The organism is Streptomyces sp. NPDC031474 (assembly GCF_055581185.1).
On record NZ_JBVIJX010000009.1, the window covers coordinates 61,769 to 75,408 of the forward strand.

At 70.7% G+C, this 13,640-nt stretch carries 9 protein-coding genes; 6 read left to right on the top strand and 3 right to left on the bottom strand.

The window, feature by feature from the left end:
• Positions 1-22: 22 nt before the first annotated feature.
• From ACZ5SK_RS19665 to ACZ5SK_RS19675, 3 genes are read right to left on the bottom strand one after another with little or no spacing between them, the layout of a single operon-like run.
• A complete protein-coding gene (locus ACZ5SK_RS19665) occupies positions 23-847 on the bottom strand; it encodes a carbohydrate ABC transporter permease (RefSeq protein WP_334579492.1) in 825 nt (274 codons plus the stop codon).
• Entirely contained in the window at positions 844-1,791 is a 948-nt protein-coding gene (locus ACZ5SK_RS19670; protein WP_468576343.1) for a carbohydrate ABC transporter permease, read from the bottom strand. Before ACZ5SK_RS19670 ends, ACZ5SK_RS19665 begins: the two co-directional genes overlap by 4 nt.
• The gene (locus ACZ5SK_RS19675) at positions 1,788-3,089 is read right to left on the bottom strand and encodes an extracellular solute-binding protein (protein ID WP_334579494.1); all 1,302 of its coding nucleotides are present in this window, start codon (positions 3,087-3,089) and stop codon (positions 1,788-1,790) included. The genes ACZ5SK_RS19670 and ACZ5SK_RS19675 overlap by 4 nt, the downstream gene beginning before the upstream one ends.
• 897 nt (positions 3,090-3,986) lie before the next feature.
• Here ACZ5SK_RS19675 and ACZ5SK_RS19680 point away from each other — a divergent pair.
• From ACZ5SK_RS19680 to ACZ5SK_RS19705, 6 genes are all read left to right on the top strand, one after another.
• Positions 3,987-4,832 carry a hypothetical protein gene (locus ACZ5SK_RS19680; RefSeq protein ID WP_468415485.1) on the top strand — a complete coding sequence of 282 codons (846 nt, stop codon included), beginning with the start codon at positions 3,987-3,989 and terminating at the stop codon, positions 4,830-4,832.
• A 1,179-nt stretch (positions 4,833-6,011) separates the two neighbouring features.
• The gene (locus ACZ5SK_RS19685) at positions 6,012-8,141 is read left to right on the top strand and encodes a bifunctional polysaccharide deacetylase/glycosyltransferase family 2 protein (protein ID WP_334581318.1); all 2,130 of its coding nucleotides are present in this window, start codon (positions 6,012-6,014) and stop codon (positions 8,139-8,141) included.
• Positions 8,138-9,424: an acyltransferase family protein gene (locus ACZ5SK_RS19690; RefSeq protein ID WP_334579497.1), complete on the top strand. Its 1,287-nt coding sequence runs from the start codon at positions 8,138-8,140 to the stop codon at positions 9,422-9,424. The genes ACZ5SK_RS19685 and ACZ5SK_RS19690 overlap by 4 nt, the downstream gene beginning before the upstream one ends.
• 161 nt (positions 9,425-9,585) lie before the next feature.
• Positions 9,586-10,587 (top strand): hypothetical protein, encoded by a 1,002-nt coding sequence (locus ACZ5SK_RS19695; RefSeq protein ID WP_468415489.1) that lies wholly within the window; start codon positions 9,586-9,588, stop codon positions 10,585-10,587.
• 162 nt (positions 10,588-10,749) lie between these two features.
• Positions 10,750-12,144, top strand: a complete 1,395-nt coding sequence (locus ACZ5SK_RS19700) for a nitrate/nitrite transporter (protein WP_334579499.1) — start codon at positions 10,750-10,752, stop codon at positions 12,142-12,144.
• 101 nt (positions 12,145-12,245) lie between these two features.
• Positions 12,246-13,421, top strand: a complete 1,176-nt coding sequence (locus tag ACZ5SK_RS19705) for a uroporphyrinogen-III synthase (protein ID WP_334579500.1) — start codon at positions 12,246-12,248, stop codon at positions 13,419-13,421.
• Positions 13,422-13,640: the final 219 nt, after the last annotated feature.

Sequence of the window (13,640 nt, forward strand, 5' to 3'; positions counted from 1 at the left end):
GGTCCTTACTGCTCGGTCCTCACTACTTCACGGCGCCCACGGCGATGCCGCGGGTGAGCGTCCGCTGGAAGACGAGGAAGAAGACGAGGGCCGGGAGCACCCCGAGGAGGGCGGCCGCGTTGGTCATCGTGGCGTCCATCAGCCGCTGGCCCTGGAGGACGCCGAGGGCCACCGACACGGTCTGGTTGTCGTTGGAGACGAGCATGACCAGCGGCAGCAGGAACTCGTTCCAGGTCCAGATGAAGAAGAAGACGACGAGCACGCCGAGGGTGGGGCGGCTGACCGGGACGACGATCCGCCACAGCACCTGCCACTTGGTCGCGCCGTCGATGCGGGCGGCCTCGATGATCTCGCGCGGGAACCGGCCGAGGACGGAGGAGAGGAGATACGTGCCGAAGGCCGACTGGATCACCGTGAAGACGATGATCACGCTGAGCCGGGTGTCGTAGAGGCCGGCCTGCTTGCTCAGGTAGTAGAGCGGGTAGACCAGCGCCTCCTGCGGGAGCATGTTCGCCAGGACGAAGAAGGCCAGCACCCAGGTGCGGCCCTTGATCCGGCCGATGCCGATCGCGTACGAGGTCAGGATGGACAGGACGACCGCGAGCACCGCCACCGAGCCGCTGATGACGACCGAGTTGACCAGCTTCCGGGTGTAGTCCACCCGCTCCCAGAAGTCCCTCAGTCCGTCCAGATAGAGGCCCTCGGGCAGGCTCAGCGGGCCGTTGCGGGAGTACTCCGCCGGGGACTTGACCGCGTTCACCGCCACGATCAGAAACGGGACGATCATGAAGAGAGCGGCCAGACAGAGGGCGATCAGGACGGGGTAGCGGCGCAGGGTCCTCGTCATGTGCGTGCCCCTTCCTCGGCGTCCTCCGCGCGGGTCTGCAGTCTCAGGCCGATCAGGGACAGGGCCAGGATGATCACGGTCAGCACCGTGGAGATCGCGGCGCCGTAGCCGACCTGGGTCTTCTCGAAGAACGTGGTGAAGGAGAAGTACGAGGGGACGTCGGTCGCGCCGCCGGGGCCGCCCTTCGTCAGGACGTACACCGCGCCGAACACCTTCAGCGCGGCGATCGTGCACCAGGTCAGTACGACGTACAGCTCGGGGCGGATCTGCGGCAGTGTGATGTGCCGGAAGCGGCGCCACCAGCCGGCGCCGTCCAGCTCGGCGGCCTCGTGCAGCTGGGGATCGACGCGCTGCAGGCCCGCCATGAAGACGACCAGCGGGAAGCCGAGCTGCACCCACACCATCACGCCCATGACGCTGTACAGCGCGACGTCGGGGTCGCCGAGCCAGTCCTGCCGCCACCCGCCGAGGCCGACCGCTTCGAGAAGCTCGTTGAGGGAGCCGTTGTCGGGAGCCAGGATCCAGCTCCAGACGATGCCCGCCACCGCGATCGGCAGCACCTGGGGGAGGTAGAAGCAGGCCCGCAGGACGGCGGCGATCCGGGAGCCGAAGTGCTTGCCGACATAGTCGAACAGGGCGGCGGCCCGGACCAGTCCGACCGCCGTGGGGATCGCCGCCATCGCGACGACCATGAAGAGGCTGTGCCGGAACGACTCCCAGAACTCCGTGTCGTCGACCAGCTCCCGGTAGTTGGCGAGCCCGGACCACGACGGGCTGCCCACGCCCTGCCAGTCGGTGAAGCTCACGCCCGTGTTCATCAGGAACGGGACGACGATCACGGTGAGGAAGGCCAGGGCGCCGGGGAGGAGGAAGAGAGCGTAGGAGTCGCGCTGGGCTCCGGGGGCTCTGGGGGCTCTAAGGGCTCTGGGGGCGCGTGCCCTCATCGCTTCGGTGCGCCCTTGTCATAGGCCTTCTGGAGACTGCTGAGGTAGTCGTCGGGTTTGTCGCTGCCGGTGATCAGCTTCTGGGTCTCGGAGACCAGGACGTCGTAGAAGCCGGGGACCGGCCAGTCCGGGTAGAAGGCCAGGCCGTCGCGGCCGCTGACGGTGTTGAAGTGGGTGATCAGCTCCTTGGCCTTCGGGTCGGTGACGGCGGCCGGGTCCGCCGCGACCGGGACGCCGCCCTTGTTGCCCAGCAGGTTCTGGATCTTCTTCGACAGGGTGATGTCGATGAAGTCGTAGGCGAGCTCCTTGTTCTTCGCGCTCTTGGGGACGACCCAGAGGTTGCCGCCCGAGCCCGGGGTGAGGGTCGAGCCGGGCCACAGGGTGGTGCCCCAGTCGAAGGTCGCCTCGTCCTGGAAGCGGCCGTACCACCAGCTGCCGGAGAACAGGATCGGCGCCTTGCCCTGGAGGAACGAGACGCCGGCGTCCTCGGCCTTGGCGCTCGTGGAGCTCTTGCCGACGTACCCCTTCTTCACCCAGTCGGCGAACGTCTCGGCGGCATAGGTCCAGGCCGCGTCGTGGAAGTCGGCCTTCTTGCCCTTGTACAGCTCGTAGGAGTCGACCCAGGAGCGGTCCGCCTTGGACAGGGCCAGCTGGTAGACGTACTGCTGGGCGAGGTACTCGGCGCCGGAGTTGGCGAGCGGGGTGATGTCGTTGTCGGTGAAGGTCTTCATCGCGGCGACCAGGTCGTCGAACGTCCTGGGCTCGGCGATCCTGTACTTCGCGAACAGGTCCTTGTTGAAGTAGACCATCGTGTACTCGGCGTAGTCGGTCACGCCGTACCACTTGCCGGAGCCCATCACGCCGTCGGCGTCGTACTGGCTGGTGGTGCGCACGCCCGGGCTGAGCAGCTTGTCCCAGCCGCGTTTCGTCGCCTCGGCGGACAGGTCGGTGAGGAGCCCCTGCTTGGAGAGCAGGCCCGCCGTCGCGTTGCCCTTGTTGTACTCCATGAGGTCGGGCGCGTCGGAGGAGTTGAGGACCATCGGGGCGGTCTTCTGGATCTGCTCGAAGCTCTTCTCCTCGAACTTCACCTTCACACCCGGATGCGTGGCCTCGAACTCCTTGATCGCCTCCGTCCAGGCCACGCCCATCGCGCTGTTGGGGGCCTCGTAGTGCCACAGCCGCAGGGTCCCGGCGTCGGAGGAGCCGCCGCCGTCCGAGCCACCGCAGGAGGCCAGGAGCAGGGATCCGGCGAGGACCGCCGCCGCACTCGCCACCACACGCCTTCGTGCCGTCAACATCCTGTGCCTCCGGGGGAGTCGGATGGTGCTGGGGGCAGAACAGCCGTCACGCGGCGTTCGGCGACTCGGTTCGACGATTCGGTACGTCGACCTTGTTCGTCGACTTCGTTCATCGACTTCGTTCGTCGACCGGTCCGTCGAATCGATTCGATGCGTGACGTCGAAGCGCTTCGACGGGGGAAGGTATGTGGCTGTTGTGATCGCGTCAATGGGGCGTGAGGGAAGGGGTGCGGGAACCGGCTGCCACGATCGGGGTCGGTTCGGGGCGCCGAAAGGGGGCCGGCGCTTTCCCTGCCGCCGGCCGGGGGAGGGGGTCGCGGCATCGCGGATAAAGCGGGCAATCCGCCGTCCCGTTGGAGTGAATTTTCCGGCCATGCCTGAGACCTCGCTCGATCCCGCTGCCGACCGCGTCTCTTTGTCCGTCTGTGTCGTTGGTGTGATGAAAGGGGCTGGTCCCTCCGACCCTCGATGCCCTTCGGTGGGCCAGGAGCGAGGGCGGGGTTGCGAGAACGCGCCTCCGGGGGGCCGTCAAGGGGTGTAATCCGGCCATAGGCATGAACATGACTTCTGACCATAAATGACACATCGAGAACACAGGGCCCATGCCTGCGCTAGATTCGTCGACCTGAGCGCAATGGGGTAAAAGGGGCGCAGGAGCCAGGTGGGGGCCTGGTTCCGCCGACGTGCGCTCGGAGTCGTAAGCGCACCCAGAACAGTTCCGTGGGGGGAAGTGCGCACGTGAAGAATTGGCGAGAAGACGCCCAACCGGAGTGGCCGGAGGCGGCGACGCCGACCCGGGACGTACCGGTCCTGGGAGCAGGATCCCAGAGCTTTCCCGGGGCGAGGGGGCAATCCCTGACGTCCATGACGGAAGAAAACGGCAGATACCGGTCAGTGATGGATGTACCGCGTGAAAACGGTCTGCTGTCGGGCCTGGAAGCCTCGAACAGCCTTTCCGAAAACGAACGGTCGAGCGATCTCCGGGATCCCTGGGGAGAGGAGCCCGGCGGGGCGGACGGCAAGGGGAACGATCCGGCCGAGGTGACGGTGCAACTCGACCCCCTCAAGAAGGGGCGGGCCGACGGTCCCGAGGCCGGCGCCTCCGACGTCCCGGTGTTCGTCGACGAGTCGGGCCGACGCAGCCGGACGTTCCGCCGCATCGGCATCCTCGTGGGGACCGCGTGCGGGGCGTACGCCGTCGTCATCGTGGCCACGCTGCTGTCGGGCAACGCGGGCGCGCCCTGGCTGCCGGTACCGGTGCCGGGCGTCGCCGACGACGACAAGCCGGCGGCCGGCAAGGTCGACAGCCCGTCGGCGCCGGACGACTCCGTGAGCGAGCGACCCGGGGTGCCGGGCGCCGTGCTGCCGGGCGGCGCGGGCAACACCGCCCTCCCGTCCGGCGCGGTGCCGGGCAAGCCGGGGGCCAGTGCGGTGCCGGGCGCGTCGGGGAGCCCGGCGGCTTCGCCGGGCGGGGCGTCGCCTACGGCCCGGCCCTCGGCGAGCGGGACGGCCCGGCCCAGCGCGGGTCCCACGCCCACGGCGTCCTCGACGCCCGGCCCGAGCAGCCCGGTGGTCGCCCCGCCTGCGTCCTCCCCGCCACCGCCCCCGGCATCCTCGCCCGCCGCACCTCCCTCGCCCGCCGCCTCCCCGTCCCCGGCCGGAGGAACCACCACCACAGTCGCCAACGGCCCCCCGGACCCGACCCCGGCACCAACGGCGCCGGCGTCGACCTCGGCGGTCTGAGGAGCGAGGGGTGCGCCGAGAAACGGCCGACGGGTACACGCGGCCGGCCAGAGGGCGCGCGCGGGGCGTCGGCCGCGGGTGGACGGGTGCACGGGGGCGCGGGGGCGCGGGTGCACGGGTGCACGGGGGCCGGGGGCGGGGAGGCGGCGGGCCAAAGGGCCGTGGGGCCTCGGTCACCGGCGTGACGGAGTTCTTCGACCGCCGTGGCCGACAGGCCCCCGTAACCGGCGCCTCTTGCATCGCTTCCGTCGCCTGACTCCGACGGGGTGATCCCGGCTCGGCCGCTCGGCCCTCGCTGTGCGGCCTCTCCACCTGGCCCTCGGGACCAGATGTCGTCCGCCTGACCCGGTGGGTCGATCTGCAGCCCACTCCTTCACGCCGGGATTCCCGTCGCCTGACCCGTATGGGTCACCCCCTCCAGCCGACCCACGGGCGCGCGATCGCACCGCCCGGCTCCCGCAGCCCAACTCGCCGGCAACGCCCAACAGCCACTGCCTGCTCGCACGACCCACTCCCCGCCCGCAACAGCCACGTCCCTGGCCAGCAACTCGCCTACCGCACCAGTAACTTGCCGCCCGCATCAGCAACTCCCGGCCCGTACCAGCGGCCTCGCGCCGCAGAGCCCACGTCCCTCACCAGTAACTCCCGTCCCTCACCAGCAACTCCCGGCCAGCGCCGGCAACGGCCGTCCCGTACCAGCCACCTCCCCGCCCGTACCAGCCACCTCGCGCCCGTACCAGCCACGTCCCCACCAGTCGCCGCATGCGCAGCCGCGTGCCGCATCAGCGGCTTTCTGTCGGCGTCGGCGACTCGTGGCCCGAACCATCAACTCCCCGAACCGCGGCCGACTTCCGGACCACCGCCAACTCCCCGACTCCCCGCACAGACAACTCCTCACCGCCCACCCTCGTCGCGCAAGGCGCGTGGCGAGCCGTTTTCGGAGATGCAGCTCTCATGGCACCACGTACCAGCCGGCGCTCGACCCGACGGGCCGTCGTCGGGCAGTCCGCGCATTCGTCGGGCGGTCAGGCCGCCCCCGCCCCCGGGTCCGACTCGTCTTCGGCGGGTGGTGGGCGGCGGGCCGGCCGGCGGTCGGGGGCGCGGCGTGGGCGGGCCGTGGGACACGGCGGCGGCGGGGCCGCGCACGGGGCGGCGCCGCCTCCCGAACGCAGGCGTCTGATGCCGCTGCGACTGCGCCACCTGCTGCCCCTGCTGGTGCTGCTCGCGATGATGGCGATGCTGATGCTGCGCGGCTACGTGCACAGCGAGATCCTCGCCGACTACCGCATCCACCCCGAGGCCGCCGCCGACAAGGTGCCGGAGAAGATCCTCGACGGCGGCCCGGTCGTCGACACCCGCAGCGGCCGTCAGACCAGCCTGGACGTGCCGGACCACAAGATCGTGCTCACTTTCGACGACGGCCCCGACCCCAGGTGGACCCCCGAGGTCCTCGACGTCCTGAAGAAGCACCACGCGCACGCCGTCTTCTTCATCACCGGCACCATGGCCTCCCGCTATCCGGACCTGGTCCGGCGGATGGTGGACGAGGGGCACGAGATCGGGCTGCACACCTTCAACCACCCCGACCTGTCCTACCAGTCGAAGAAGCGCATCGACTGGGAGCTCACCCAGAACCAGCTGGCCCTGGCGGGCGCGGCGGGCATCCGGAGCTCCCTCTTCCGGCCGCCCTACTCCTCCTCCGCGGACGCCCTCGACGACGCGTCCTGGCCGGTCACCGAGTACGTCGGCACCCGCGGCTACCTCACCGTCTTCACCACCGCCGACAGCGAGGACTGGCAGCGGCCGGGCGTGCGCCAGATCATCCGCAACGCCACGCCGCAGCACGGCAAGGGCGCGATCGTCCTCATGCACGACTCCGGCGGCGACCGCCACCAGACGGTCCAGGCCCTCGACGTCTACCTCCCCGAACTCCAGGCGAAGCGCTACACGTTCGAGAACCTCACCGAGGCCCTGCGCGCCCCCAGCGCGCACACCCCGGTCACCGGGCTCGACCTGTGGAAGGGCAAGGCCTGGGTCTTCCTGGTCGAGGCCTCCGACGACATCACCGGCGTCCTGGTCGTCGGTCTCGCCGTCATCGGCGTCCTCGTCTTCGCCCGCTTCGGCCTGATGCTGCTGCTGTCCGCGATCCACACCCGCCGCACCCGCCGCAAGGGCTTCGTCTGGGGTCCCGACGCGCCCGTCACCGAACCCGCGTCGGTGCTCGTCCCGGCGTACAACGAGGCCAAGTGCATCGAGAACACGGTGCGTTCGCTGATGAAGAGCGAGCACCCGATCGAGATCCTCGTCATCGACGACGGCTCCAGCGACGGCACCGCCCGCATCGTCGAGGACCTGAACCTGCCCGGCGTCCGCGTCGTCCGCCAGCTCAACGCGGGCAAGCCCGCCGCGCTCAACCGGGGCATCGCCAACGCCCGGCACGACCTGATCGTGATGATGGACGGCGACACCGTCTTCGAGCCCTCCACGGTCCGTGAACTCGTCCAGCCGTTCGCGGACCCGAAGGTCGGCGCCGTCGCCGGCAACGCCAAGGTCGGCAACAAGGACACCCTCATCGGCGCCTGGCAGCACATCGAGTACGTGATGGGCTTCAACCTCGACCGCCGTATGTACGACGTCCTGCGCTGCATGCCCACCATCCCGGGGGCCGTCGGCGCGTTCCGCCGCAGCGCGCTGGACCGCGTCGGCGGCATGAGCGACGACACCCTCGCCGAGGACACCGACATCACCATGGCCATCCATCGCGACGGCTGGCATGTCGTGTACGCGGAGAAGGCGCGTGCCTGGACCGAGGCGCCCGAGTCCGTCCAGCAACTGTGGTCGCAGCGCTACCGCTGGTGCTACGGCACCATGCAGGCGATCTGGAAGCACCGCCGGGCGCTGGTCGAGCGGGGCCCCTCCGGACGCTTCGGCCGCGTCGGCCTCCCTCTCGTCTCGCTCTTCATGGTCGTGGCCCCGCTCCTCGCCCCGCTCATCGACCTCTTCCTCGTCTACGGCCTGCTCTTCGGCCCGACCGGCAAGACCATCGCGGCCTGGTTCGGCGTCCTCGCCGTCCAGGCGGGCTGCGCGGCCTACGCCTTCGTCCTGGACCGCGAACGCCTCACCCCCCTCATCTCCCTCCCGCTCCAGCAACTCCTCTACCGCCAGCTGATGTACATCGTCCTGCTGCAGTCCTGGATCACCGCCCTCACCGGCGGCCGGCTGCGCTGGCAGAAACTGCGCCGCAAGGGTCAGGTGGCCGCACCCCCGGGCGCCCCGACGCCGGCCATGGACGGAGGAACGGCCCGATGAACACCCGGCCCACGGACACCCAGCCCACGGATATCCAGCCCACGGACACCCAGCCCATGCCCGAAGCCGGGACAACGGCCGGCACGACGGCTGAGTACGAGACGAAGAGCGAGCCACAGAACGAGTCGAAGAGCGAGTCGAGGAGCGAGAAGAAGCGGGGTGGCGGGCGTGACCGCTACTTCGATCTTCTCCGCGGCATCGCCCTCTTCCGTGTCGTCTTCTACCACCTGATGGGCTGGGCCTGGCTGCCCATCGTCTTCCCCTCCATGGGCGTGATGTTCGCCCTCGCCGGCAACCTCATGGCCCGCTCGCTGGCCAGACGCCCCGCGCTGGAAGTCGTACGAGGCCGGCTGCGCCGACTGCTGCCCCCGCTGTGGCTGCTGGGCGCGGTCGGCGTGACGGGCATGACGGTGGCGGGCTGGAGTCCGGACGACGAGGGGCACCCCGGCTGGTGGTGGCTGCACCTCGGCTACTGGATCCTGCCGCTGAGCGACCCGCCGTACGGCGACGGCCTGCCCGGTGTGCAGGGGCTGATCGGCGACGACTGGGCCGTCGACATGGCCGTACCCCTCTGGTACATCCGCGCCTACCTCTGGTTCGTGCTGCTCTCCCCACTTCTTCTGCGCGCCCTGCGCCGGCTGCCCTGGCCGACGATCCTCGCGCCCGTCGCGCTGTCCGCCGCCCTGGAGTTCGGGGCGCTGTCGGTGCCCAGTTGGCGCCTGGAGGCCAACCTCAGCGACTTCGGCGCGTTCGGCGCGTGCTGGCTGCTGGGCATGGCGCACCAGGAGGGCATCCTGCGCCGGCTGCCCCGCTACGTCGTCCCGTCGCTGGCGCCGGCGGTCGGCGGGGTCGGTCTCTGGTACGCCCTGGGGCACCACCTGAGGGAGGGCCACGACCTCGACGACATGCCGTTCGCGCAGTCCCTGTGGTCGTTCGCGGCGGTCCTGCTGCTTTTGCACATCAGTCCGTCCTGGAGCGAGTGGCCGGCCCGGCTGCGCCGCTGGGACCGGCTGATCACCCTGCTCAACTCGCGTGCCGTGACGATCTACCTGTGGCACAACCTGTGCATCGGCATCGTGGAGGCACTGTGGGACCGCCTGTGGGGCATCCCCTGGCTGGAGGCCAACACCCCCTGGGTCCTGGAGAGTCCGTGGCCGCAGCTGCCGTTCATCTGGCTCCTCACCGCGGTCTGCGTGGTCTGCTTCGGCTGGGTGGAGGACCTGGCGGCCCGTCGCAGGCCCCGGCTGTGGCCGGACGGCCGAGGGGGAGCGCGCCGCGCCTGAGGCGCGCCGTCCCCGTCGGGGAGTTCGCCGGCCCGCCGGGGGGTCGTAAAGGGCAGGTCAAAGCGTGTCGGCCGACGATTCCCGGGGTCGAGGGGGTGTGGAAGACTGCCCGGGCGTTGCGCAAGTGAACAGTTGTCCGGGCGAGGGGGAGATGAGCGCCGGTGAGCAAGCGGCAGGTGCAGAACATGCTGCGGTTGATGGCGGGGGGCGAGCCCGTCGAGCTCACCAGCCCCATGGCCTCCGTGAAGAAGCTGGCCCGACTCGCCTGCTTGGCCCAGCAGTTCGGTTACGAGTACGCGGACGTCCGGCAGGGCGGCTCGCGGGGCAGCGCGCTGAAGATGCTGATCGTCCCCGACCCCGCCCCGCAGGCACGCGCGCGTGCCGCGCAGAACTGGGCGCAGTACCCGAACGCCTCCGACGGCGTCTCGCTGCCGCCCGTCGTGCCGGACGCCTTCGAGCTGCTGAAGGCGCGCATCAACTTCGACCTCACCGGCAAGAGCGCCGAGAAGCGCATGGGGTACGGCGCGCTGGGCGTCACCGCGGGCTGCGCGATCCTCGGTGTACGGCTCGGCGGCACGAACACCGACTTCATCGCCGCGGCCGTCGCCTGGGTCGTCCTCATGGGCGTCGTCGGCATCGGCTTCGTCGTCACCCGGCACCGCAACGCCAAGTTCGCCGCCCGGCTGCAGGCCGCCGGCTTCACCCCGGTGACCGACGAGACCGGGCGGGTGCGCTACCTCCCGCCGGGCGCGATGGCCGGATACGGCCAGAGCCCGTACGGCGGCGGCCTCCCGGCACCGGCCCCGGCCCCGGGCCCTTATGGCGCCCAGTACGGCGGCCCGTACGGCACCGCCGCCCCGACGCCCGCCGGCGGCTACGGGCAGCCCCAGCCCCCGCAGCAGCCCCAGCCGCAAGCCCAGCCCCAGCCCTACGCTCAGCCCCAGCCCCAGCCCCACGCCCAGCCCCAGCCCCAGCCTCACGCCCAGCCCCAGCCCCACCAGCAGCCGGGACCGTACGGCGGGCAGCAGCCGTATCCCCAGCAGTACCCTCAGCCCTACCCTCAGCCGTATCCCCAGCCGCAGGCCCAGCAGTACCCTCAGCAGCCGCCGGCCCCGTATCCGCCTCAGGGTCCGGGCCCCTACGGGCAGCAGCCCCCGCGCTGAGCCATCCCCAAAACCTCTCACCGGGCCCCCGCGCAAGGTGAGAGCAACGTTCCTTTCCGGTCACCCACAGCCACAGCCCGGAAACGCGCCCTCCCTACCTTCGGGACTCATCACCGCTCATCCCCCCGAACCACCCGAGTCCCGGAGCACCGTGGAGGCGTCATGACAGCCCCGAGTACAGCGCCCGCACCCCCGTCCCCCGCGAAGAAGGGGAGCCGCTGGATCGAGGAGTGGGACCCGGAGAACGAGACCTTCTGGAACGACAAGGGCGAGAAGATCGCCCGCCGTAACCTGCTCTTCTCCGTCCTCTCCGAGCACATCGGCTTCTCGATCTGGACGATGTGGTCCGTGCTGGTGCTCTTCATGGGCCCGCAGTACGGCCTCACCCCGGCCGACAAGTTCCTGCTGACGTCGATGGTGACGCTGGTCGGGGCGGTCGTGCGGGTGCCGTACACCTTCGCCGTCGCGGTCTTCGGCGGCCGGAACTGGACGATCATCTCCGCCGGTCTGCTCCTGATCCCCACGATCGCCGCGTTCGCGGTGATGAAGCCCGGGACCTCATTCAACACGTTTCTGCTGGTCGGCCTGCTGGCGGGCATCGGCGGCGGCAACTTCGCCTCCTCGATGACCAACATCAACGCCTTCTTCCCGCTGCGTAAGAAGGGGTGGGCGCTCGGCCTCAACGCGGGCGGCGGCAACATCGGCGTGCCGGTCATCCAGCTGATCGCCCTCGCCGTCATCGGCGCGAGCGGCGGGCCGCGCGTGCTGCTCGGGATCTACATCCCGCTGATCCTTCTCGCCGCGACCCTCGCCGCGCTGTACATGGACAACCTGGCGTCCGTGAAGAACGACACCGGCGCCGCGATCGACTCCGCGAAGGACGCCCACACCTGGATCATGTCCTTCCTCTACGTCGGCACGTTCGGGTCGTTCATCGGGTACTCCTTCGCCTTCGGGCAGGTGCTGACCAACCAGTTCGGCCGGACGCCCCTCCAGGCGGCCTACCTCACCTTCATCGGCCCGCTGCTCGGCTCCCTGATCCGCCCCGTCGGCGGCTGGCTCGCCGACCGCTACGGCGGCGCCCGCATCACCCTGTACAACTACGTCGGCATGGCCGCCGCCACCGCCGTCCTGGTCTTCGCCAGCATGCAGAAGTCGCTGCCGCTCTTCGTCTCCGTCTTCGTGGTGCTGTTCGTGCTCAGCGGCCTCGGCAACGGGTCGACGTACAAGATGATCCCGGGCATCTTCCAGGCGAAGGCCGTCGCCAAGGGGCTCGAAGGGGAAGAGGCGGCTGCCTACGGGCGGCGGCTGTCCGGCGCCTCCATGGGGCTCATCGGGGCGGTCGGCGCGCTCGGCGGCGTCGGCATCAACCTGGCCTTCCGGCAGTCCTTCCTCTCCTACGGCTCCGGAACCGGCGCCTTCGTCGCCTTCCTCGCCTTCTACGCGGCGTGCTTCGTGGTCACCTGGACCGTATACCTTCGCCGTCCGGCGGGCCGGGTGACGGCGTCGAGCTCGGCATCCGAGGCGAAGCCGCAGCTCAGCTACGCCGAGGTGTGACGTAACACTGGCGACATGTAGCCGAACCGAGCCTGTCACGCACCGTTGACAGGCTCGCCGGCATGTAGGTGTACACGCGACTTGAGTGCGGGACGAGGGCTATGTACGAGGAACAGCAACAACCGGCCTCCAGCCCCCAGGGCGCCGTCGAACACGGGCCCCTCGCGGGCTTCACCGTGGGCGTGACGGCCGCACGCCGGGCCGAGGAGCTCGGCGCGCTGCTCCAGCGGCGCGGGGCGGCGGTGCTGCACGCGCCCGCGCTGCGGATCGTGCCGCTCGCCGACGACGGTGAGCTGCTCGCGGCCACCAAGGACCTCATCGACCAGGCCCCGGACGTCGTGGTGGCCACCACCGCCATCGGCTTCCGTGGCTGGGTCGAGGCCGCCGACGGCTGGGGGCTCGGCGAGCAGCTGCTCGCCCGGCTCGGCGGCGTCGAGCTGCTGGCCCGCGGGCCCAAGGTCAAGGGCGCCATCCGGGCCGCGGGGCTGACGGAGGAATGGTCGCCGTCGAGCGAGTCCATGGCCGAGGTGCTCGACCGGCTGCTGGAGGAGGGCGTCGACGGGCGCCGGGTCGCCGTCCAGCTGCACGGCGAGCCGCTGCCGGGGTTCGTGGAGTCGCTGCGGGCCGCGGGCGCGGAGGTGGTGGGGGTGCCCGTCTACCGGTGGATGCCGCCGGAGGACGTCGCGCCGCTCGACCGGCTCCTCGACGCCGCCGTCTCGCGCGGACTGGACGCCATCACCTTCACCAGCGCGCCGGCGGCCGCGTCCCTGCTGTCGCGGGCCGAGGAGCGCGGGCTGCTGGCCGAGCTGCTCGCCGCCCTCCACCACGATGTGCTGCCCGCCTGCGTCGGGCCGGTCACCGCGCTGCCGCTGCAGGCGCGGGGCGTGGACACCGTCTCCCCTGAGCGGTTCCGGCTCGGGCCGCTCGTGCAGTTGCTGTGCCAGGAGCTGCCGGGGCGGGCCCGGGCGCTGCCGATCGCCGGGCACCGGGTGGAGATCCGGGGGCACGCGGTGCTGGTGGACGGGTCTTTGAAGCCGGTGCCGCCGGCGGGGATGTCGCTGCTGCGGGCGCTGTCGCGGCGGCCGGGGTGGGTCGTGCCGCGGTCGGACCTGCTGCGGGCGCTGCCGGGGGCGGGGCGTGACGAGCATGCCGTCGAGACGGCGATGGCCCGTCTGCGGACGGCCCTCGGGGCGCCGAAGCTGATCCAGACGGTGGTGAAGCGGGGCTACCGACTGGCGCTGGACCCTGCGGCCGACGCGAAGTACGCGGACGCGTAGGTCTTCGGGCGGGTTGTTTCGCGCCCGGGGTCGGTGTGGCCGTCCCCGGGCGTTGCCGCCCCCAGACCCCCGCTGCCGCCCCCAGACCCCCGCTTCGGCCCCGAAGGGCCTCGTCCTCAAACGCCGGACAGGCTGGGATGCACTGACCTGCGTGGCAAAGCCCAGGGGGTTCCGGTGACCGCCCCGGCACTGGCACTGTGAAGAAGAACGGTTTCCTCA

Excerpts from the sequence above, each read along its gene's own strand:
- ACZ5SK_RS19665 (WP_334579492.1), bottom strand. The coding sequence starts at position 847 with ATGACGAGGACCCTGCGCCGCTACCCCGTCCTGATCGCCCTCTGTCTG.
- ACZ5SK_RS19670 (WP_468576343.1), bottom strand. The coding sequence starts at position 1,791 with ATGAGGGCACGCGCCCCCAGAGCCCTTAGAGCCCCCAGAGCCCCCGGA.
- ACZ5SK_RS19675 (WP_334579494.1), bottom strand. The coding sequence starts at position 3,089 with ATGTTGACGGCACGAAGGCGTGTGGTGGCGAGTGCGGCGGCGGTCCTC.
- ACZ5SK_RS19680 (WP_468415485.1), top strand. The coding sequence starts at position 3,987 with ATGGATGTACCGCGTGAAAACGGTCTGCTGTCGGGCCTGGAAGCCTCG.
- ACZ5SK_RS19685 (WP_334581318.1), top strand. The coding sequence starts at position 6,012 with ATGCCGCTGCGACTGCGCCACCTGCTGCCCCTGCTGGTGCTGCTCGCG.
- ACZ5SK_RS19690 (WP_334579497.1), top strand. The coding sequence starts at position 8,138 with ATGAACACCCGGCCCACGGACACCCAGCCCACGGATATCCAGCCCACG.
- ACZ5SK_RS19700 (WP_334579499.1), top strand. The coding sequence starts at position 10,750 with ATGACAGCCCCGAGTACAGCGCCCGCACCCCCGTCCCCCGCGAAGAAG.
- ACZ5SK_RS19705 (WP_334579500.1), top strand. The coding sequence starts at position 12,246 with ATGTACGAGGAACAGCAACAACCGGCCTCCAGCCCCCAGGGCGCCGTC.